At 59.0% G+C, this 20,847-nt stretch carries 17 protein-coding genes, 1 tRNA gene and 1 pseudogene; 11 read left to right on the top strand and 8 right to left on the bottom strand.

What is annotated here, in order from left to right; all coding sequences use genetic code 11:
- Window position 1: 1 nt before the first annotated feature.
- On the bottom strand, window positions 2-2,383 hold the full coding sequence (locus TERRO_RS10155) for a cohesin domain-containing protein (RefSeq protein WP_014785910.1): 2,382 nt from the start codon (window positions 2,381-2,383) through the stop codon (window positions 2-4).
- Window positions 2,384-2,668: 285 nt separating this feature from the next.
- Here TERRO_RS10155 and TERRO_RS10160 point away from each other — a divergent pair, with 285 nt between their 5' ends.
- The gene (locus TERRO_RS10160) at window positions 2,669-3,163 is read left to right on the top strand and encodes a carboxypeptidase-like regulatory domain-containing protein (RefSeq protein WP_157178321.1); all 495 of its coding nucleotides are present in this window, start codon (window positions 2,669-2,671) and stop codon (window positions 3,161-3,163) included.
- A gap of 467 nt (window positions 3,164-3,630) precedes the next feature.
- Window positions 3,631-4,554 (top strand): carboxypeptidase-like regulatory domain-containing protein, encoded by a 924-nt coding sequence (locus TERRO_RS10165; protein ID WP_245536076.1) that lies wholly within the window; start codon window positions 3,631-3,633, stop codon window positions 4,552-4,554.
- Window positions 4,555-4,587: 33 nt separating this feature from the next.
- On the opposite strand, the pseudogene TERRO_RS23910 reads toward TERRO_RS10165, so the two are convergent.
- Both TERRO_RS23910 and TERRO_RS10170 read right to left on the bottom strand, forming a co-directional pair.
- Window positions 4,588-4,764: pseudogene (locus tag TERRO_RS23910) on the bottom strand (toprim domain-containing protein); the annotation flags it as partial.
- Window positions 4,765-5,244: 480 nt separating this feature from the next.
- Window positions 5,245-5,336: transfer RNA gene (locus TERRO_RS10170), tRNA-Ser, on the bottom strand.
- 453 nt (window positions 5,337-5,789) lie between these two features.
- Between TERRO_RS10170 and TERRO_RS10175 the strand changes: the two genes are divergently transcribed.
- The 9 genes from TERRO_RS10175 to TERRO_RS10210 all read left to right on the top strand — a co-directional run bounded on the left by TERRO_RS10175 (window position 5,790) and on the right by TERRO_RS10210 (window position 15,283).
- Window positions 5,790-8,267 (top strand): ribonucleoside-diphosphate reductase subunit alpha, encoded by a 2,478-nt coding sequence (locus tag TERRO_RS10175; RefSeq protein ID WP_014785913.1) that lies wholly within the window; start codon window positions 5,790-5,792, stop codon window positions 8,265-8,267.
- Between the two features lie 115 nt (window positions 8,268-8,382).
- Window positions 8,383-9,435 (top strand): ribonucleotide-diphosphate reductase subunit beta, encoded by a 1,053-nt coding sequence (locus TERRO_RS10180; RefSeq protein WP_014785914.1) that lies wholly within the window; start codon window positions 8,383-8,385, stop codon window positions 9,433-9,435.
- Between the two features lie 24 nt (window positions 9,436-9,459).
- Window positions 9,460-10,164: a helix-turn-helix domain-containing protein gene (locus tag TERRO_RS10185; RefSeq protein WP_014785915.1), complete on the top strand. Its 705-nt coding sequence runs from the start codon at window positions 9,460-9,462 to the stop codon at window positions 10,162-10,164.
- 101 nt (window positions 10,165-10,265) lie between these two features.
- The gene (locus TERRO_RS22030; protein ID WP_157178322.1) at window positions 10,266-10,937 is read left to right on the top strand and encodes a chorismate-binding protein; all 672 of its coding nucleotides are present in this window, start codon (window positions 10,266-10,268) and stop codon (window positions 10,935-10,937) included.
- Window positions 10,838-12,223, top strand: a complete 1,386-nt coding sequence (locus tag TERRO_RS10190; RefSeq protein ID WP_081490631.1) for a chorismate-binding protein — start codon at window positions 10,838-10,840, stop codon at window positions 12,221-12,223. The genes TERRO_RS22030 and TERRO_RS10190 overlap by 100 nt, the downstream gene beginning before the upstream one ends.
- Window positions 12,224-12,564: 341 nt before the next feature.
- Window positions 12,565-13,344 carry a ZIP family metal transporter gene (locus TERRO_RS10195; protein ID WP_014785916.1) on the top strand — a complete coding sequence of 260 codons (780 nt, stop codon included), beginning with the start codon at window positions 12,565-12,567 and terminating at the stop codon, window positions 13,342-13,344.
- A gap of 500 nt (window positions 13,345-13,844) precedes the next feature.
- On the top strand, window positions 13,845-14,066 hold the full coding sequence (gene rpmB, locus TERRO_RS10200; RefSeq protein WP_014785917.1) for a 50S ribosomal protein L28: 222 nt from the start codon (window positions 13,845-13,847) through the stop codon (window positions 14,064-14,066).
- 5 nt (window positions 14,067-14,071) lie between these two features.
- The gene (gene rpmG, locus TERRO_RS10205) at window positions 14,072-14,224 is read left to right on the top strand and encodes a 50S ribosomal protein L33 (RefSeq protein WP_014785918.1); all 153 of its coding nucleotides are present in this window, start codon (window positions 14,072-14,074) and stop codon (window positions 14,222-14,224) included.
- Between the two features lie 189 nt (window positions 14,225-14,413).
- Entirely contained in the window at window positions 14,414-15,283 is an 870-nt protein-coding gene (locus TERRO_RS10210) for a hypothetical protein (protein WP_014785919.1), read from the top strand.
- A gap of 80 nt (window positions 15,284-15,363) precedes the next feature.
- On the opposite strand, the gene TERRO_RS10215 is transcribed toward TERRO_RS10210, so the two are convergent.
- The 5 genes from TERRO_RS10215 to TERRO_RS10235 all read right to left on the bottom strand — a co-directional run bounded on the left by TERRO_RS10215 (window position 15,364) and on the right by TERRO_RS10235 (window position 20,740).
- Window positions 15,364-16,416, bottom strand: a complete 1,053-nt coding sequence (locus TERRO_RS10215) for an aminopeptidase (protein ID WP_014785920.1) — start codon at window positions 16,414-16,416, stop codon at window positions 15,364-15,366.
- 109 nt (window positions 16,417-16,525) lie between these two features.
- Window positions 16,526-17,794 carry a pyridoxal phosphate-dependent aminotransferase gene (locus TERRO_RS10220; RefSeq protein ID WP_014785921.1) on the bottom strand — a complete coding sequence of 423 codons (1,269 nt, stop codon included), beginning with the start codon at window positions 17,792-17,794 and terminating at the stop codon, window positions 16,526-16,528.
- A gap of 217 nt (window positions 17,795-18,011) precedes the next feature.
- Window positions 18,012-19,115 carry a carboxylate-amine ligase gene (locus TERRO_RS10225; RefSeq protein ID WP_014785922.1) on the bottom strand — a complete coding sequence of 368 codons (1,104 nt, stop codon included), beginning with the start codon at window positions 19,113-19,115 and terminating at the stop codon, window positions 18,012-18,014.
- Between the two features lie 117 nt (window positions 19,116-19,232).
- Complete coding sequence (locus tag TERRO_RS10230; RefSeq protein ID WP_014785923.1) at window positions 19,233-19,754, bottom strand: hypothetical protein; 522 nt, start codon at window positions 19,752-19,754, stop codon at window positions 19,233-19,235.
- Window positions 19,751-20,740, bottom strand: a complete 990-nt coding sequence (locus TERRO_RS10235) for an ATP-grasp domain-containing protein (RefSeq protein WP_014785924.1) — start codon at window positions 20,738-20,740, stop codon at window positions 19,751-19,753. Before TERRO_RS10235 ends, TERRO_RS10230 begins: the two co-directional genes overlap by 4 nt.
- Window positions 20,741-20,847: the final 107 nt, after the last annotated feature.

The following is a 20,847-nucleotide window of genomic DNA, read 5'->3' on the forward strand; positions in this document are numbered from 1 at the left end:
TCTACTGAACATGCACCGCCCCAGGTTTCCCGACGACAGCCAGGCCACTCTGCTTGCTGTCAGTGGCGTTCATGTTCGTCAGGGTTAGAGTCGAATCTCCACTGCCTACCGCCTTGAACGTAAGGATCACAAGGCTTCCATCACCCGTCACCCCACCAGCATTTGGTGGCCGCACCACGGATACGGAGACCACTCCATTGCCGCTCTCGCGTTGCTGCAACGCCGCGGGTTGACCGTCACGGCCCAGGAGCTCTCCGTTGTCCACGCGCACGAGCGACAACACCTTGGGATCGAAATTTACTTGGAACGGAGCGCTGAATAGATCGACCGCGTGGGAAGCCGTCACAGCCACCTGGAAGGTGGATCCGATCTGCTGATTCACTGCGGACGGTACCACTTGAAGGACTACCGATGCACTTGGTATCGCGCCGCTTGTCTTGGTTGTGGGTGATACCAGCGGACGCGCCTGCGCCGCAAGCTGTCCAAGCATGGCCGAGGCAGCGTTCGCGGCAGACGTCGGCTGACTGGTGGCAGCCTGCTCTTTGCCTCCAACATCGTCCACATCCTTCGTATCGCTGAGTCTGCCATTCGGGCCGCGATGCCGCAGTTCGATGCTCTGGCTGGTGCCGCTGTCGATCACTCTCGTGTTCGCTTCGGTCAGGGGTGATTCCCGAACGATGTGCGGAATCAGTAGGAAGACGATCTCGTCGCTCGATTGCTTCTTGTCCTGACTGCTAAAAAAATATTTGAGAAACGGTAGCTCTCCTAGCCCAGGCGTTCCGCTTACGCTCTTGGTATCGCTCTGCTGAAGAAGCCCAGCCAGAATGGATGGTTCGCCGTCTTTGAGTTGAATCACCTGCTGCACCAAGCGCTGGGAGATGATCGGCTCCGAGACGCCGCTGATGGTGGTTGACCCTGTCTGCGAGGAGACTTCGATCTTCATCTTGAGTGATACCTGGTGATCAAGATGAACCGTGGGTGTCATGTCGATGTTGACACCCACATCCACGTAAGTGAACTGCGTCGTCGCTGTGGCAGTCGATGTGAGCGTGGAAGTTGTCGAACCGGTTGCGACGGGGATCTTTGATCCGATCTTGAGCGTCGCCTGTTGACCATCACTCGCGCGTACCCTTGGATTCTGCAGAACCCGCGTGTCCGAGTCAGACAGCAGCGCGTTCAGCGAAGCGCTGCTCAAAGTCACGGCGAAGTTGGTGCCGTTCAAGTTGCCGAGTGTGTTCAGCGTCAATCCCGAGGTGGAAGTACTAGTAGACGTTGACGATGAGCTCGAAGAACTGGTGGAATTCGCATTGCTGGCTTGGGCACTCACACTGAAGCTCGTCGGCAACGTAATGCCTAGATTCCGCTCCAGATCACGGCTTACCTCCAGAACCGCAACGTCTACGACCACTTCCGAGCGCGTCCGATCAAAGTCATCAATCAGCTTCTGAACCAGCACCAGCTCGGCTGGGGTCGCACGGATCACAATGGCGTTCTGCGATGCGAGTAGAAAGATCTTGGTACTCGGATCGAGGAGATTCCTGAGCGCAGTCAGTACTTCGTTGGCATCATTCTGCTGCGACATATTTGTCAAATAGAACGTCTCTACCGCAAGACCGTCATTGTCGGTATGCTTCGCGCGATTGTTCTGCGCAACAAAGATCGTGTTCTCCGTAAGTGGAGACCAGAACGTCCCGGCTATCTTACCGACGATTCGGAGACTATCGTTCAGCGACACGTTGGAGAGGTCCACCGCAATCCGTCTCGAGTTGTAGTCGGAATCGAAGATGACATTGAGGCCCGCCAGCTTTGCGATCGCCTGATAGATGACCTTGCTGTCTTCAACAAGGTGCATGGTGATAGGGTCCATCGAAATTGGCGCGAGCTCGACCGGACTGTCCAAAGAATCAATCTCGCGACGCACGCGCTTCTGATGCTGTGCCTGTAAGTTCCCCACCGGAGCGGCCGCACCGCCTCCTCCAGCAACCGCACTTCCCGACGCATGCGATGCATTGGATGGTTCCTCTGAGGCGAGGAGCTCTTGTGCAGCCGATTGATTTCCCCGGTCGATCTGCAGGGCGCGCGCGAACTCTTTCATGGCGCCGGCGTCGCCAGATTGCCGCAAGACACGCCCACGATCCAGATGTGCGTTCGATGCCTGGAAGCGCATCCGCTCATAGTGGGTCTCGTAGCGGAGATCCTTCGGCTTCAGTAGATGCGCTTGACGATAGGCCTCAAAGGCTGCGTCGAAATCATTACGCAGCTCGGCCTCGTTCCCGCGCTTGTCCCATTTCGCCGCGGATTGCGCCAGGGATTTGTTTGGAGCAACGCAGGTAACTACCGCACAGAGAAGCGATAGAAATACCTTGCGTTTACAGTCAGCCATCTCGTGTCGAAAAACTTTGGAATATTGTCGGCTCACAGTGCGATAGACGTTCAACGAAGTCTTCGGCGGCACTCCGGTCGGTAACGAATTGTCATCATCACTCGTGACATTTCAGGATCCTGTCAGGCAGCTGATCAGGCGGTGCACTCATGCAGCACCAACGGACTGCGGCGATGACAATTTGTTACAAACCGTGACCACGGCAACAAACCGGAAGCGTTCTTCTAAAGCCAACGCGGCCGCAGTGATCCATAGGACCGCTGCAGAAGGAGCAAGACATTGCGCATGCTTTTAAACTCCAGTGGTAATTCCCTCGCTCTGCGATCCTGCTTGGCTCTTGCGGGCGCCATTCTAATCTTCGGTCGGTTTGCGGCAGCACAAGGTGCGCCGCTGGCAGGACCCGCCCCATTCAAAGCGATTGTCAGCGTCCGCGGCGGCGGCGTTGAGCGCAACGCGCCGTACCGTGTGCCGCAGCGCGTCGTGCAGGGAGTTGTGCGAGACGGCCACGAAAAAGGAATCCCACGGGCTGAGGTCTTCCTCAAGGACGATCGAACCTTGAAAGTGCGTCAACTTCTTGCGGACGAGAACGGGAACTATATCTTCGGTGGTCTGCCACTCGATCACGACTACCAGGTATGGGCAAAAGCAGGCGAAATAACCACTCCGGTCAAACCTGTCAGCTCGTTCATGGGGATGCATGACGTGACGATGAACTTCCACATCGCAGCCGACAGCCACACATCGGAAGCTCCGAAGACTATCGAGACCGCAAAGCAGTAGTTCTGTCGGCGACCTCAGTCGGAAGAAGCACCCGGCATCAAGAGCTGTCTCCCCGAAGGCCAGCGTGATCGCCATCACTCGATGGCGGACCGTAAGGAAAGCACAACTATTCACCATGTCACGGTGGACGAGAGGGATCTTGTCTTCCAGAATTCGTGAGGCACCAGCTGAAGCTGAAACAACTATTGGGCGGTCCAGATCGCGTCGGTCAGAGAGATGAGTCGGTCGGCGCGGCGTGCGCTCTCACACCACCGCACGTGGAAGAGACTGCGAGCGATGTCGTCCAGCTCTATCAACAAAGTTGCGCACGGCTAGGCCTGCTTACTATGAGCTGTATGTTTGTCGCCCTTCCTCTCTGGGGCCAGAACCAGGCCGCGCTCCACCTGCCAGATGGCCCAACTCCACAGAGCACATCGTCCATGGCAATAGCGCAGGCCACGACACAAGGTGACTCCACACTGTCGGGCATGATTCTTGACACTGCCGGCGCTTCCATCGTGGGGATTGCTCTCCACTTGGAAGACGTTGCTGGTAAGGACATTCGGCAAGCGTCAACGGATATCGACGGAAAGTTCACCTTTGGCAAAGTGGCTTCCGGGACCTACCGTGTCGTCGTGCTGCCGCAGAATGGCTTTGAGGGATACACCACCGAGAGTTTCGACGTCGGCTCGCAAGAGGCCGTGGCGATCTACGCAATCACGCTGGGGATCGCATCCGCCAGCAGTGAGGTGACCGTACGACCGACGGAGATAATCGCAGCCGAGCAGATTAAGGCACAGGAGAAACAGCGACTGATCGGCATCCTGCCCAACTACTACATCAGCTTCGTGCACGATGCAGCGCCAATGACCGCGAAGCAGAAGTACGGCTTAGCGCTTCATGAGTTTCTCGATCCAACGCGCTTTGCTGGCACGGCAATCGTAGCGGGCGTGGAACAAGCGAATAACTCGTATGCTGGTTACGGATCAGGTGCGGCAGGATACGGAAAACGCTACGCCGCCGCATATGGCGACGGTCTCTTCCAGAGCATTTTGAGCCATGCAGTCTTCCCCTCTCTCCTTCACCAGGATCCTCGCTACTTCTATCAGGGGACGGGCACGACCAAGTCACGCGCCTTGCACGCCATCAGCTTCGCTGTGGCTGTGCGAAACGACAATGGCCATACGGCTCCGAATTACTCCTACCTGCTCGGCGACATTGGGGCCGGCATGATATCGAACCTCTACTATCCGCATGCTGACCGCGGTTATGGCTTGGTCTTTACAAATGCAATAATCAGCATGGGAGGACGCGCAGCGGGCGGTTTGCTGCACGAATTTCTCGATAAGCACATTACAAAGAATGTCCCGCGAACGGGGACTTCGTCCACCAGCGGAAAGATCCAACCGTAGGTAGGGCCACCGCCGGTATGTCGTCAGAGGGCCCTACCTGTGGGATCTCAACTTGCAAAGATTGTCAGTTCCCTGCTCGCCAGCCTTGTCCGGGTCGAAGACCAACACGATCTTACGGATATCGTTGGCGATCGCCAGTTCAAGGTGCGCGACGGTGAACGCTGTGCCGCAAGTCGCTACAGCCGTCTTGATGCCGCCGGCGTACAGAGTGGTCGCGTCCCCCTTTGCCCTCGATCATCACTGTCTTAGGTTTTGAACATCGGGCAAACCTGACTCGAGCTCGCCACACATCTTAAAGATGTAGCTTAGGCCCTCCCGTCGCGGGTCAAATGGCGCATTTAAGATCGCAATCCTCGAGTCCTAAACCAAGGAACGCAACTGCTTCCCTAGGATAGGTGTAAGTCTGATTCGGGAATCTCGGCGAGCGGGGCGATCAGCCCAATGGCTCTTCTGAATAAGCTCGCGTACATATCCTGGATATCGACGCTCCTTCGTCGATACTTTCAGTCCCCCACTTCCAGCCTCGGGGCCAAAGAGATGAATAGGGACGCTTTCCAACGGAGTTTCCGCCAGTATGCGTACCAGTAGGAGCAGGTAGACATCCGGCAGACTGTGTGGAAGGCATAGAAACAGATAAACCCCTCAGATAGAGGGGTTTATGGCGTTCCGTGTAGAACTTAATGAAGGTCGTGGCGGAGAGTGAGGGATTCGAACCCCCGATAGACTTACGCCTATGTCTGATTTCGAGTCAGGTGCATTCAACCGGGCTCTGCCAACTCTCCGACTTGATCGAGTATAGAGGTTCGGACGGGACACGGCAAACCGCTTTGTCGCGGAATGCGAACCACCGTTCCCACCCCACGCGGTTATCCGCCTTCTTCGCCGTCGAAGCACTTTCTCAAGTTCCGGGACCACATTTCCACGGCAACTCTTCGTACAGTTGAAGTTGCGGTTACCCACATCGGAACGACCACAAGTGCCGCCAGACTTTTGCACCGGCATCCCACATCTTGTGCTTGCGCGGTCACCCGGCACGAGCTAAAGTACATCTACTTCCGATGCAGTGCATGGCACCGCTCCCCAGCGATCCCTGCACAAGCGAAGCTAAAGCGAAAAAAGCAGCAGTTAGACGATGGTCGAAGGCAAGGCGGTCTTGCTGGAAACACATCGCCCGAAACGAATGTTCTCCACCCCATTTCGGCAGCGCGCCTTCAATGGCGCATGCAAGGAGCACCATGGCGAGCACTACCGTCCAGACCAGCCTTTCCGATATCCTTCCCGGCTTCCCCGCCCGCGAAGAAACGCCCGTCATGCACGTCAAAAAGCGGAACGGCGCTCTCGAACCGGTAGACGTCAACAAGATCGTCCGCGCCGTGCAGCGCTCTGGCTACGGCCTGCAGCACGTCGATGCGATCCGCATCGCATCCAAGACCATCGGTGGTCTCTATGACGGCGCGACCACCCGCGAACTGGACGCCATCTCCATCGACACTGCCGCTTCCCTTATTGCGGAAGAGCCGCAGTACTCCAAGCTGGCTTCGCGGCTGCTGCTGGCCACCATCCTCAAGGAAGTCGCCGGTCAAAACCTGCACTCCTTCTCGCAGTCCGTCGAGTACGGCGCGCAGGTCGGCATCGTCTCGCCCGCAGTCGCAGAGTTCGTACGCATCCACATGCGCAAGCTGAACCAGGCCATCAAGGAAGACAACGACGACCGCTTCGAGTACTTCGGCCTGCGCACCGTATACGACCGCTACCTGCTCCGCGATCCCCTCTCCCGCAAGGTCATCGAGACCCCGCAGCATTTCTTCCTGCGCGTCGCCTGCGGTCTCGCCGGCACCCCGCACGAAGCAATTGAGTTCTACAACCTGATCTCCTCGCACGACTACATGCCGTCGTCGCCCACGCTCTTCAACAGCGGTACGAAGCACCCGCAGATGTCGAGCTGCTACCTGCATGACTCACCGCAGGACTCGCTCGAATCCATCTACGACTCCTACAAGGACGTCGCGCTGCTCAGCAAGTTCTCCGGCGGCATCGGCCTCGCCTTTCACCGCGTCCGCAGCGAAGGATCGCTGATCCGTGCCACCAACGGCCTCTCCAACGGCATCGTGCCGTGGCTGCGTACGCTCGACTCCTCCGTCGCCGCCGTCAACCAGGGCGGTAAGCGGAAGGGTGCATGCTGCGTCTACCTCGAGCCTTGGCACGCGGACATCGAGAGCTTCTTGGAACTCCGCGAGAACACCGGCGATCTCTCCCGCCGCACCTACAACCTGAACCTCGCCAACTGGATTCCCGACCTCTTCATGAAGCGCGTCGACGAGGACGGCATGTGGTCGCTCTTCGACCCCAAGCTCGTCCCGCAGCTCCCTGACCTCTTCGGGGAAGAGTTCGAAAAGGCCTACATCCAGGCCGAAGAAGACAAGATCTACTACCGCCAGATGAAGGCGCGAGACCTTTACGCACGCATGATGCGTTCGCTTGCCGAAACCGGCAACGGCTGGATGACCTTCAAGGACGCCTGCAACGTCAAGAACAACCAGACAGGCCTGCCCGGCAACGTGATCCATCTGTCGAACCTGTGCACGGAGATCACGGAAGTCACCAGCAAGGACGAGACGGCTGTGTGCAACCTGGGCTCGGTGAACCTAGGTCGTCACATGAAGACTGACGAAAACGGCAAGACGGTATTCGACTTCGAGAAGCTCGCCAACACCGTCCGGGTTGCCGTGCCCATGCTCGACCGCGTCATCGACATCAACTTCTACCCGGTGCAGCAGGCCCTCAAGGCCAACAACCGCTGGCGCCCCGTAGGCCTTGGCGTCATGGGTCTGCAGGACGTCTTCTTCCAGATGCGTCTTCCCTTCGACTCCCCCGAAGCGCAGGCACTCTCGACCAAGATTCAGGAAGAGATCTACTACTACGCCATGCTCGCCACCACCGAGCTCGCCGAGAAGAACGGACCGCACCCCTCGTTCAACGAGACCCGCCTCGCACAGGGCAACTTCCAGTTCGACCTATGGAAGATCACGCCCAGCGAGCCCGAGCGTTGGGAGGCACTGCGCCAGCGCATCAAGCAGTCTGGAGTGCGCAACTCCCTACTGATCGCCATCGCACCTACGGCGACCATCGCATCCATCGTCGGCTGCTATGAGTGCATCGAGCCGCAGATCTCCAACCTCTTCAAGCGCGAAACCCTCTCAGGCGAGTTCCTGCAGGTCAACCGCTACCTCATCAACGAGCTCAAGGCACTCGGCATGTGGAACGAAGAGATGCGCATGAAGCTCAAGATGTCCGAAGGTTCCGTACAGAACATCGACGACCTCACCGACGAGCTGAAGCTCATCTACCGCACCGTCTGGGAAGTCCCCATGCGCAGCCTCATCGATATGGCAGCAGCACGCAACGCCTACATCGACCAGGCACAGTCGCTCAACCTATTCAGCGAGTCGCCCAACATCGGCCGCCTCTCCTCCATGTACATGTACGCCTGGAAGCAGGGCCTCAAGACGACCTACTACCTGCGTTCGCGTCCCGCAACCAAGATCGCGAAGACCACCGTACAGAAGGGCGCCATGTCCTCCAGCCTGCCGCAGACCGCACAGGCCCAGTTGCAGAACGTCTCCGTCCCCGAGCCGGAGCAGCAGCCCATCGACGCCTCCGCAGCCATCGCCTGCTCTCTCGAAAACCCTGAGAGCTGCGAGGCCTGCCAGTAAGACATACGTGTGGGGCGGCCTTAAGGCGGCCCCGCACGCCCTGTTATCCCGCGTGCTTTGCAGAAAGCACGCCCGCCGCACGCAGGCGAAACAAGTTCGTTAGGAGTCCTATCCAATGTCCACCATCGCAACGCCAGTAACCACGGCTAACTCCGTCGCAGCACCGATCTCCATCCTTGATCCCGGCATGTGTCTCACGCTTCGTCCGATGAAGTACCCGGTCTACTACGACATGTTCCGCGACGGTATCAAGAACACCTGGACCGTGGAAGAAGTCGACTTCTCCACCGACCTCGTCGATCTTCGTTCGAAGATGAGCCCGGCCGAGATCCACACCATCAAGCGCCTCGTGGCCTTCTTCGCGACCGGCGACTCCATCGTCTCGAACAACCTCGTGCTCAATCTCTACAAGCACATCAACTCGCCCGAAGCGCGCCTCTACCTCTCGCGCCAGCTCTACGAGGAGGCCGTGCACGTCCAGTTCTACCTGACGCTGCTCGACAACTACGTCCCCGACCAGAAAGAGCGCGAAGAGGCCTTCTCCGCCGTTGAGAACATCCCCTCCATCCAGAAGAAAGCCGAGTTCTGTATGAAGTGGATGGACTCCATCCAGGCCCTCGACACGCTCGAGACGCGCGATCACCGCCGCCAGTTTCTGCTCAACCTCATCTGCTTCGCGTCGTCGATTGAAGGCCTCTTCTTCTTCGCGGCCTTCGCCTACGTCTACTTCTTCCGTTCGAAGGGCCTGCTGCACGGCCTGGCATCGGGCACGAACTGGGTCTTCCGTGACGAAAGCTGCCACCTCGAGTTCGCCTTTGAGGTCGTCAACACCGTCCGCCAGCAGGAACCAGACCTCTGGGACGCCGATCTTGAGCGCCAGATCATCGAAATGCTCGAGGAAGCCGTTGACTGCGAAGCACAATTCGCAGACGATCTGCTCTCCGGCGGCGTCGCCGGACTCTCCGTCCGCGACATGCGCGCTTACCTCGGCTACGTCGCCGACAGCCGCCTGCAGCGACTCGGCATCGCGCCTCACTTCAAGACCAAGAACCCCTTCAGCTTCATGGAGCTGCAGGACGTCCAGGAGCTCACCAACTTCTTCGAACGCCGCGTCTCGGCCTACCAGACCGCGGTCGAAGGCGAAGTTGGCTTTGGCGAAGATTTTTAACGAACAATTCCGCACGATAATCCAGTGACAAAGAAAGCTGCCCGCACATCGCCGGGCAGCTTCTTTCGTCTGTTCACCATCTCAAAAACCATGCGAGTGGAAGAAGAAGTTCGCATCCCCGACGCGGTGGATGTGGTAGAGCCCAACCAGGTCGAGTCCACCATTGAAGCGAAGCAGATTGGCGACCGCATCCGGCGCCTCCGCATGAAACGCTCCATGGGTCTCGTCGAACTCGGCAAGAAAACCGGCCTCTCGGCCAGCTTCCTGTCCCAGCTGGAAACCGGTCGTGTTGTCCCCACGGTTCGAAACCTGGCGCGTATCTCCATCACCTTCGGCAAAGATCTCTCGTACTTCTTCCGCGACGAGCAGCCCATCACCTTCCGCATCCTCCGCCAGTCGGAGCGCGTACGCCTGCAGAAGAACGCCGGAACCGTACCGACCTTCCTCTCGGAAAACCTCAGCGGCCTCATCGCCGACAGCAGCATGGTTCCCTGCATCGCAGAATTTCGCGGTACCGCCGAAGAGGTCTGCTTCCGGCCCCGCATCTTCGAAGGCGTTGAATTCACCATGGTCGTCGAAGGTACCCTCACCCTCGTCTCTGAGATGGAAACACGCACCTTGGAATGCGGTGATGTCGCCTGGCTCGACGCCATGCGCAAGCGCCAGTACACCTGCGACCCCGGCGAACGCGCACGCGCCATCATCATCACGCGTCCCAACCGCAACTAGACACATCCGACGACACAGTTAGAACCCCACGTCTCCCTCTCTGAGACATGGGGTTCTTCGTTTCGCACACCCCGACGCACGGGACGCGAGACACTATTGCCATGCCCTCTGTTCCCGCAGACCAGCCAAGGAAATGGACGCCGCTCCCCGCGTCCTGGCGCAGGGCTGCCCTCGACCAGACCGGCACGGTCCTGCTTGAGTCTTCACTCCCAAGCGAAACGCAGCACCACTCCTATCTCTTCCTCGCCGCTGACCGCGTCCTCACCGCGCACTCGCCGCAAGAACTTCCGTCTCTCTTCGAAGCCATCGAGCAGGCCCTCGCCGAAGGCCACTGGGTAGCCGGTTCCCTGGACTACGAAGCCGGCTCCCACTTCCTCGACCTGCCCACACGAGTAACCAGGACGCCGCTCGCAACCTTCGGCATCTACACCGCGCCGCGCATCTTCGACCACACAAGCGACTCCACGGATGAGCCCGAACCGCCCAGGCCTGGACCGCTGCCCATCGCTCCCATGCTGCGCATCCGCCGCGAAGACTACACCGCCGCCATCGCCCGCATCCAGCGGTGGATCGCCGCCGGCGATACCTACCAGCTCAACTTCACCACCCACGCACTAAGTCCGTACGCCGACGACGCAGCCACGCTCTACGCGGCGTTGCAAACGCAGCAGCCATGCAGCTACGGCGCCATCCTGAACCTGCTACCGCAAAGCAAACCGTCCTCAGCCTCTCACCGGAACTCTTCTTCCGCGCCACACCCGACGGCACGCTGACCACCAAACCCATGAAAGGCACCGCGCTGCGCGGCACAACCGCAGCCGAAGACGACGCGCGCGCCGAGTCCCTGCGCAATGACGAGAAGAACCGCGCAGAACACGTCATGATCGTCGACCTTCTCCGCAACGATCTCGGCCGCATCTGCGAAGCGGGCACCGTCCGCGTCGATCGCCTCTTCGAAGTCGAGCGCTATCCCACGCTGCTGCAGATGACCTCCACTATCACCGGCCGCACGCCCCACCGGCTCGCCTGGTATCAGGTCTTCCGCGCACTCTTCCCCTCTGGTTCCATCACCGGCGCACCCAAACGTCACACCATGGCACTGACCGCACAGATCGAGGACCACCCACGCGGCATCTACACCGGCGCCATCGGCTACTTTGCACCGGACGGCAACGCGTGCTTCAACGTAGCGATCCGCACCGTCGTACTCGACGGCAAAACGATGGTGTTAGGAGTCGGCGGCGGCATCGTCGCAGACTCCACCTCCACCGGCGAATACGACGAATGCCTCCTCAAAACCGCCTTCCTGCAACGCGCAGCCCAACCCATCCAACTGATCGAAACAATGCGCTGGATGGGCACCACCCCGGCTGCCCCGGACATTGGCACTCTTGCGCATGAGCGGGAACTCGCGGAAAGAATACCGCTGCTCCCATTCCATCTGCAGCGCCTCGAAAGCTCCGCCGCATCCCTCGGATTCCGTTTCGACGCAGAAGCCATCCTCGCCACCATCGCAGAAGCAAGCACCCAGTGGGACGGCCAACCCAGGCGTCTGCGACTGCTTCTCCACCGCAATGGCGCGGTTGAGCTTCAGCATGCCGACGCTCCCAACTGGCAGCCCCATCTAAAGGTGAGCTTCGCAAGACAGATCACGAGCCGCGAAGCTCCGTACCTCCGCCACAAGAGCACCTTCCGCCCGGAGTACGATCCGGCCCTGCGCGAAGCGCATGCCGCAGGCCACGACGAAGCCCTCTTCCGGAATGAAATCGGTGAGATCACCGAGGGCTGCATTTCGTCGCTGCTGGCATGCCTGCAGGGACAGTGGCTCACACCACCGCTCGCCAGTGGCTGCCTGCCCGGTACCTACCGCGCAGCACTCCTCGAAGCAGGCCTGATCCGGGAACGATCCATCACCATGAGTGACCTGCGAACGGCAGACCATCTCTGTCTCTGCAACGCCATACGGGGCACCGGCTGCATTGCATCTCTGCAACTACCAGACGGTGAGCGCATCCATTACAAGATCGCCGCGCACCCGCCGCAACTTGTAGGAAGATGAGGCTTACAGAAGGTAGTCTTGATAGAGTGCCTCTCGCCGAAGTGATCCTCAACCATCAAGCTCTTGCTTCGAAGCAAGGACCTGAGCGTTTGCTTTCGGAGGGGCATGGCTTCAGCCATGCCATCAACAAGCTCAAGAAAGACCGGCGTTCGCCGCTTACGGAACCCATCAGACGCGCACAAGACCTCTCAGCACCAGGGACATCGGAAGCAAGAATTTAAGCTTTTGCTTTCGGAGGGGCATGGCTTCAGCCATGCCATCAACAAACTCAAGAGAGACCGGCTTTAGCCGCTGAGGGAATCTCTCAGGGGCATACGAAAGAATTAAGGAACGAGGAAACGTTGGAAGCAGGCATTGCCGTAGCGGCGATTCAGGCAGTGGCCATGGCGGCAGCGCTCTGGCTCAGTGCGCGGCATCGCCTGCTCGAACGCGGCATGGGGTATCTCGTCAGTCTCGCCGTCGGCGTTCTGCTGGCAACGGCGCTGCTGCACATCATGCCGGAAGCCATCATCACCGTCGGCAATCGGCCGGCGCTCTGGTTCACCTTCCTCGCCACCATCTTCGTGCTCTTCTGCTTTGAGCGGATCTTCGCCACACTCACCGGCCATCCTGTCGAAACGCCCGCGCAGGGCGAGCCCGACTGCGGTCCGCATCACCATCATCACCACGAACACGGCGCACGCCCCGTCTCGCTCATCTTCGGTGGCATGCTGCACAGCTTCGTCGATGGTGTCTCGGTCGCCGCAGCCTTCGCCGCCGGCCGTCGCATCGGCTGGCTAACCGCCGTTGCCATCACGCTGCATGAAGTGCCGCACCGCATGGGCGACTACGCCCTGCTACGCCACCTCCACGTCTCGCCCGCCCGCGCCCAGCGCTTCCTTCTGCTCATCGCCGCGGCAGCCATGGCAGGGGTAGCTATCGTGGGCGTGGCAGGCCACACATTCGACGCAACCAACTGGCTCCTGCCCGTAAGTGCCGCCAGCTTCGTCTACATCGCCCTGGTGAACCTCATGCCGGAACTCCCCGGAGAAAGCACCATCCGCAGCGTATGCCTGCAACTCGCCTGCATGATCGCCGGAGCGATCCTCGTAGCACTGGTCCTGCGAGTCCCCGGTAGCTGACTCCGAGTCACCATCCGGTCGCCATGGAGCGACGAATACGGCTCATTCCTGGGAAGGGAGCCCGCCGGAGATTCCTCCAAGGGCGGAGCTCGCACGGATCTCGAACCGCTATCCTCGTCACGCTGAAATCTTGTCAAGCCCCTGGACCATCTAAACATCACATTCAAAGCCACTTACAAGTGGCGGATAATTAGAGGAATTCCGCTAGAATAGAAAGAGTAGAGGATAACGGCGTTTTAGGCGCGAGCTAAATCCTTTAGAATCTAATTTTTGCGTGTAAGTCCAATAGAATCTAATTTTTACAGGCGCTGCAAAACCTAACCCCTTTCGAATCTGATTTTTACGAAAATTGAGGGGGGGGGGAGGGGGTCACGGCGAACCACCCATGGTTCTCCCTCTGCCGGCTCCGAAACGCAACAAAAGCGTGTAATAATTCGTGGAAATCGTGACATAATCGTAGGGTTGGTCTGAAACATCAGACCCGGCATCAGGAGATTGGTATGGCGAAGGTATGTCCCATCACCGGCAAACGGCCGATGGCTGGAAATAAAGTGTCGCACGCGAACAATAAGACGCGTCGCCGCTGGGAGCCGAACCTGCAGTGGAAGCGCATTTGGGTTCCGAGCGAGAAGAAGTTTGTGCGTATGCGCGTGTCTGCACGCGGCCTCCGCACCATTAACAAGCTGGGCGTAGAAGCTGCCCTGCTCCAGGCGAAGGGATAACGGACATGCGCACAATCATCAAGCTCGTCTCCAGCGCCGGTACCGGCCACTTCTACACCACGACCAAGAACCCCAAGACCACCAGCGCTAAGCTGGAGTTCAAGAAGTACGATCCGGTCGTGCGTAAGCACGTCTCGTATCGCGAAGCGAAGATCTAACTCTTCCCTTCCAATACTCTCTCGCAACGCCGCGATCTCCGGATCGCGGCGTTCGTGTGTGTGCGCTTCCGCACAATTTACTTTCGCCGGTAGGCGACTTCGACGCTGCGGCTGCATCTACCAAAAAATGACGCACGGCCATCCAATGACAAAGGTTCGGCGTCCGCAGTCTTATACAGGAGCATCAGGATGCATCCCTCCGTTCGTTCGCTCGCGCTCTGTGCAACACTTTCCGCGGCCATGTTGGCCGGCTGCCACAGCAATAACGCCGCAACCGCCGGCTCCACCACCGTCCGTATGCCCGATGGCAGCGTACAGGTCATCGCCGCCGGCCAGCCGCTCCCCGTCGGCTCCACCGTCCTCGCTGTAGGCAATGGCTCCACCGCCATCTCGCCCGCAACCGGTGCTCCAGTTGCTGTCGCACCCGGCGGATCAGTAACTCCCATGCCCCCGGCAGCAGCGCCCGGTTATGCCCCCAGCGGACCCGCGACAGCACCCGCACCCGCGGCAACACCCGCACCTGCCGCAGCTCCGGTCGCAGCGGCACCCGCTCCCGCACCGGCACTGGTCGTCCCCGCTGGTACTCGTGTAACCATCCGCACCAACGAATCGCTCTCGGCAGAACATAGCGGCGGCCCCGGAACCAGCTTCAGCGGCGAGCTTAACTCCCCCATCGTGGTGCGTGGAGTAACAGTCTTCCGCCGCGGTACTTCAGTGCGTGGCGAGATCGTCAGCGCCAACGGCCGGGGCCACTTCACCGGCGCCGGCGCCATCGGCATCGAGCTGACCAACATCGGCGGTTACCGCGTGCAGACCAGCGAGTACATCGCACGCACCAAGGGTCGCGGCAAGCGCACTGCAGGCTTCATCGGCGGCGGCGCGGGTCTCGGTGCGCTCATCGGCGGTCTGGCCGGCGGTGGTAAGGGTGCCCTGATCGGCGGCATGTCCGGCGCAGGCGCAGGCACCGTCGCAGGAGCGTACACCGGCAGCCGCGACACCATCATCCCGTCGGAGAGTGCCATCACCTTCACGCTGCGCAGCTCCATCGCAGTAAAGTAAGCGTTCGCACCGCAACAGCAGACATAAAAAAAGGGGCCATGAACATGGCCCCCTTTTTTACTTCTCGCGCTCCGGAATCGTTAAGGCTGAATCAGAAACACCCCATCGCGCATGATCTGAGACTCGCCCTCAGCATCACCCAGCCAGATGTTGAAGCCGAGACCGACCACATCGATGTGTGTCGAAGACTTCCACGGCGCTCCTGTATGTGCGCCATATGGATCACCGAACGCGATATGGATGCCAGGGAACTTCTCATCCTGCAGAATATTGCCGATCACTTCCTGCACGCCAATGTTCGTCCCAATTGCGAATTCACCCACGCGGTCGCTGTTCTCGTCCGTGTGCGTGTAAGCCCAGAATTCCCGCTCCAACTGCTTGTTCTCGCAGGAAATCCGAACGATCCGATTGTTCTCAATAGCAATCGAAAGCGGCGTCTCCCGCAGGATGCCATAACGAGCGCACAGATAGTCGCCAACAACACCGTCGACCACAAACACACCGTTCACTTCACCCGGAGCCGTAAAGCACTCGCCGCCCGGCAGGTTTCCCCACTTCTCCGTGGAGATGATGCCCGACGTCTTGAACCACTTGTAGTTCGGGTTTAGTTGCGCGTGGATGTCCGTTCCAGCAGCAGTCGTCGCACGCACATAAGTCGCCTCACGCACGCGATCCAGAACCGCCTGCGACAGCGCATCGACCGCACTGAAGTCCGCGCGCATGCCCTGCACCATGATCTCGGGTGTCACATTCACCATGTGGGCGTGCCGCATGCGGCGGCGGTTCACAACATCCGTCATCTCCATCCGGCTGCGCAACTCATTCGGCTGCACCTCCACGGCGAAGATGCTCACCTGGCTCGACTCCATGTCTTCCAGCACAGCAGCAGGCATTCCGATCAACGGCCGAGGAGCAAGCTCCTCGAGTACAAAGCCATTCCATTGGCAGCCGATCCGGTCCAGTTCCACAGCGATCGACGCCGCGATCGCCATCGTCTTCTCATCGGTGATGACCGTAACTTTCTCGCCCGGTTGAATCCGCAGGCACGTGGTCACAGCATTACGTGCGCCTTGGCCAAACGACGGCGGAAAAGGCACAGAGGAAAGACGCGTCGAGATATAGGCTGCTGGCATCGTTCTCCTTCAGATGCTTAAGCGTACCGCGCCGGCTCGCCCCCAGCCGAAAATGGAAGACCCCGGCAGAAATCGCCGGGGTCTTCCAGGTATGCCGCTTGGGCAGGAGTTATGCGCGGTAAAGCTCGTGCGGGATGTCGTTGATGTCCAGATGAGCTGCCACCGGTGCGGTGGGCGAGTTCATGACCTTGGTGAAGGCCGTCTGGAACTTCTTCATCTCTTCCGGTGTACCGACGGTCACGCGGACCATCGTCGGGTAGATCGACCAGACACGGCCGATAGCCACCTTCTCGCCAAGCATCGCGCGCTGCACTTCGGCGCCGGGACGCTTTACGTCAACCATGAACATGTTGGCTTGTGCACCAGGAATAAATGCAAAGTTGTTCTTCTGCAGGTACTCGAGCGTGTTGTCCAGCGTGTCCTTGTTGATCTTGCGGCGCAGCGGAACCAGCTGCGGATCGTTCAGGCTGGCGGCTGCGGCTGCGGCCGAGGTCAGCGAGATCGAACCGATCTGGCGGTTGTTCGACGTGACAGTCTCAAACTTCGCCAGCAGGTCAGGACGGCCGAAGGCGAAGCCGGCGCGAACGCCTGCCATACCGTAGATCTTCGAGAACGTGCGCAGGACGATGACGTCCTTGTCTGCAGCAACCATGTCGATGACGGAGTCTTCGGTCGAGAAGTGGTGATAGGCCTCGTCGACGATGACAACCGAACCGGCAGGCTTGTTCTTTACGAGCCATTCGATGTCCGACTTCGGCGTGATCGTGCCGGTCGGGTTGTTCGGGTTCACGATGTAATACGCACCCGGATTCGGGTGAGCAGCAAGCATCGCCTTCACGTCGTACGCGTAGGTCTTTTTATCCAGCGGAACCTGGATGTACTTGGCCTTACAGGTCTGTGCAGCGCGGAAACCCTGCTCGTAGGAGGGATCGCCCAGGATGAGCGCCTTGTCCGGTCCAATGTTGGAGTAGAGAGCCAGATCCAGCGGTCCACCCGAACCCGGGTAGATGCGGACGTAGCCAGGCTTCAACTGGAACTGCTCGCTGATCGCCTTGGTCATCGCGGCAGAGTACTCACGATCGTAACGGCCGCCCTTCTTGGCAGCGCCGCTGATCGCTTCGAGGGCGACGGGAGCAGGTCCAAGCGGGTTCTCGTTCGACGAGATGATCACGGTGTTGGGGTCACGCGGAGCACGTCCGCCGCCCATGTCATCGCCCATGCCGCCACCACGGCGACCTGCTTGCGGCGCGGCCGGAGCTGCGGCCTGCATTGCGAATGCGGGCATGGATGCCACCGCAGCCGAAGCGATGCCAGCGGTGCGCATGAAAGAACGGCGGGAAAAATACTGCTGGGCGGAAGCGAAGTTCTTCAAATCCATACGACTCTCCTCAGTGAAACTGCGGTGAACGAATCGAGGTACACGTCGGCGACACGACGCTACTTTGCGTTTGCAGGAAACTTGTGAACTGAAGCTTGGGATCGCCCATGCAGGACGGCTGTTTGCATGAGGATTTCCTTCACAATAGCGTGAATTCTTCGCGAATGCGCAATGCACCACAACTTTTTTTTCGAGACGGCGTCGAAGGTTAGGTTTCTTACAGTCCGGCGCGCGTCTCGGACGCCATGTAGTCCACCACCGCGCGCAGGTCATTCGTCTCACGCCAGACTTTCAACTGCCGGTCCGCCCCGCTGCCGTTTTCCAGCATCGTGCGAATGTAGTTGATTTCATTGCGCGATCCCAGTTCGTCGACCACGTCGTCGATGAAGTGCAGGTATTCCTCGATCAGTTCGCGCTCGGGCACCTCGGTCTCTTTGCCGAAGTCGATTAGTTTGCCATCCAAACCATATCGGACCGCCCGGAACTTGTTCTCCATCAGCAGCGCACGCGAGTACTGCCGAAAATCCACGTTGTTTGCGTGCAGACAGTGCAGCTTCATCGCCGTCGCCTGAATCAGAGCCGCAATCGCCACGGACTCCTCCGCCCTCATGGGGATGTCGCAAATGCGCACCTCGACCGTATTGAAGAATGGGTGTGGCCGAACGTCCCACCAGAGCTTCTTCGCGTTGTCGATGCTGTTCGTCTTGATCAGCAGATTCACATAGTTTTCGAATTCGGAGTACGAGGCGAAGCTGTCCGGCAGATTCGTACGCGGAAAGTTCTCAAACACCTTTGCGCGATAGCTCTTGTAACCCGTGTCCATGCCCAGCCAGAAGGGCGAATTCGTGGACAGCGCAAGGATGTGCGGAAGAAAGTAACGCAGAGAATTCATGATGCGAATGGCTGCCTCCCGATCCTCAATGCCCACGTGAACGTGCAGGCCAAAGATCAGGTTTGCGCGCGCCACCAGTTGTAGATCTTCCACGACCTTGTCGTAACGCGGATCGGGATAGATCTCCTGCTCACGCCAGTCAGCAAAGGGATGAGTCGCGCCCGCGACGAGCACCAGGCCATTCTCCTCAGCCAAACGAATCATATTGCGGCGAAGATCGTAAAGGTCTTCGCGAGCATCCTGGATGTTGTGGCAGACCCTCGTGCCGACCTCGATGACAGACTGGTGCATCTCGGCTTTCACGCGCTCTTCCAGGCGCAGCTTGCCGTTCTCCAGCATCTCCGTCGCCACATGTGAGCGCAGATCGCGGGTCACGGGGTCAATGGTCTGGTACTCCTCTTCAATGCCCAACGTGAACGACGGTCGCATAGCAAGCTCCGATGCCGCGCACTATTCCGGGAGTGGCTTTCCTATGTCGCCAGCCCGACAGAGCTACGGGTGAGAACGAGAGTAGCATCGAGCACCCGCACCGCACATCCTCAGGCGTCAGTTCCCGACGCTGCGATTCAGGTTCTCGTACCAACGTGTGGGGCGAACGAAAAAGACAAGCTCGCCGGGCTGCGTATGCACGGCCACATTACCGCAGGTATTTTCCGCGGCAACACCCGACTTAGCAACTTCGGTCATGTTGTATCCGCGCGGCGGAGCGTATCGAGCCGGTCGGCGGCAGTCGTTATAATCCACGCTGCTGACCAGAACACGCAGAGGATCGCCCACGGGCGCAGGCATCAACCCGATGCCCTGCGCCCCTGTGGCAAACTCATACCCCGGGCCTGAAGGCTCGTCATACCAGAGCTTCACATGACCGTTCGCAATAGGCTGGCCATTGCGTCCATCAATCAAACGCACGCGAAAGACAAGCGAACCTGGAGGGGCATCGACAGATGCCGCACTCGCTGAAGACTTTGGCAGAGGTGGTACAGCAATGCCTGCGGGCGCACCCGTCTGCTGCTGCGCGCATGCCGTACTTGCAAGCACCAGAATCACCGCTGAGAGAAGGTGCTTCATTTGATCGATTTCTTCTGACGAGCAGCTTTCGCGGCCTCAGGTTGTACGTCTGGCTGATATCCCAGGAAGGAAGACCAGCGCAATTCCGGCAACTCGCCATCGTTCGCTTGCGCACGCTCAATGGCAAGCTTTGCCACCTGCTCAACGATCCATTGAAAGTTTTCTTCACCAACAGAGTTCAGATCCGCATCCGGCGCCGGGTTCATGAAATCAATCGCGTAGGGAATGCCGTCTTCCACCGCAAATTCGACAGTGTTGAGGTCGTATCCAAGCGACCTGCACAGGGTGAGCGCATCCTTCTCCACGCGTGCAAGCAAGGCGGGCTCATAAGTCGGCGGATTCAGCACATAACGATCGGCGTGCGGGCGTGATGGATCGTACGGCATGATACGCACGTCTCTCTGTCCAACCACATAACAGCGAAAATACTCGCGGAACTTGACCGCAGCCTGCAGCGTCATGCAAAGGTCGCGCGTCTGGTCATACGCTTCAAAGAACTCGCGCTCATCGTGGACGTGAAAGACGTCCTTCCATCCACCACCGTCATGCGGTTTCAGAAACGCCGGAAAGCCGATGTAGTCGAAGACGCTCTTCCAGTCGTAGGGATACGGCAAATTCCGAAACGAGATGTCATTGGTGTCCGGCGGCATCTGCTTGCTCGGCAGAATGACTGTCTTCGGCACAGCGACACCTAGTTTCGCAGCCAAAGCGTAGTTGAAGAACTTGTCGTCGGCGCTCCACCAGAACGGATTGTTGATGACATGCGTTCCGGTAAGAACCGCATTCTTCAGGTAAGCCCGGTAGAACGGAACGTCATGCGAGATGCGGTCGACAATGACGGAATAGCCGCACGGACAAGCCTCTTTGACCGAACCGATCTCAACAAACTCCGCTGTAATCCCATCCACATTCATGGAATTGACCTTGTCCACAAAAGCCTGAGGGAAGGTGTTTTCCATGCCGAAGAGGATGCCGATCTTCTTCATTCTTATCTCCTAAGTTGGTGGATGCGTTACGGCGGAGTTCTGTAGTTTCTGGCTTCGTAGTCTCTGGACGCGAGCCGGCTTCCCGGCGTGTGAGGAGAACGAAAAAC

This window comes from Terriglobus roseus DSM 18391, assembly GCF_000265425.1.
GTDB classification, from domain to species: Bacteria; Acidobacteriota; Terriglobia; order Terriglobales; family Acidobacteriaceae; genus Terriglobus; species Terriglobus roseus.

Coding starts and splice junctions, on each gene's coding strand:
- TERRO_RS10190 (WP_081490631.1), top strand. CDS start 10,838: ATGCAGCTACGGCGCCATCCTGAACCTGCTACCGCAAAGCAAACCGTC.
- TERRO_RS10210 (WP_014785919.1), top strand. CDS start 14,414: ATGCATCCCTCCGTTCGTTCGCTCGCGCTCTGTGCAACACTTTCCGCG.
- TERRO_RS10175 (WP_014785913.1), top strand. CDS start 5,790: ATGGCGAGCACTACCGTCCAGACCAGCCTTTCCGATATCCTTCCCGGC.
- TERRO_RS10220 (WP_014785921.1), bottom strand. CDS start 17,794: ATGGATTTGAAGAACTTCGCTTCCGCCCAGCAGTATTTTTCCCGCCGT.
- rpmG (WP_014785918.1), top strand. CDS start 14,072: ATGCGCACAATCATCAAGCTCGTCTCCAGCGCCGGTACCGGCCACTTC.
- TERRO_RS10215 (WP_014785920.1), bottom strand. CDS start 16,416: ATGCCAGCAGCCTATATCTCGACGCGTCTTTCCTCTGTGCCTTTTCCG.
- TERRO_RS22030 (WP_157178322.1), top strand. CDS start 10,266: ATGCCCTCTGTTCCCGCAGACCAGCCAAGGAAATGGACGCCGCTCCCC.
- TERRO_RS10230 (WP_014785923.1), bottom strand. CDS start 19,754: ATGAAGCACCTTCTCTCAGCGGTGATTCTGGTGCTTGCAAGTACGGCA.
- TERRO_RS10160 (WP_157178321.1), top strand. CDS start 2,669: ATGCTTTTAAACTCCAGTGGTAATTCCCTCGCTCTGCGATCCTGCTTG.
- TERRO_RS10225 (WP_014785922.1), bottom strand. CDS start 19,115: ATGCGACCGTCGTTCACGTTGGGCATTGAAGAGGAGTACCAGACCATT.
- TERRO_RS10155 (WP_014785910.1), bottom strand. CDS start 2,383: ATGGCTGACTGTAAACGCAAGGTATTTCTATCGCTTCTCTGTGCGGTA.
- TERRO_RS10235 (WP_014785924.1), bottom strand. CDS start 20,740: ATGAAGAAGATCGGCATCCTCTTCGGCATGGAAAACACCTTCCCTCAG.
- TERRO_RS10180 (WP_014785914.1), top strand. CDS start 8,383: ATGTCCACCATCGCAACGCCAGTAACCACGGCTAACTCCGTCGCAGCA.
- rpmB (WP_014785917.1), top strand. CDS start 13,845: ATGGCGAAGGTATGTCCCATCACCGGCAAACGGCCGATGGCTGGAAAT.
- TERRO_RS10165 (WP_245536076.1), top strand. CDS start 3,631: ATGATTCTTGACACTGCCGGCGCTTCCATCGTGGGGATTGCTCTCCAC.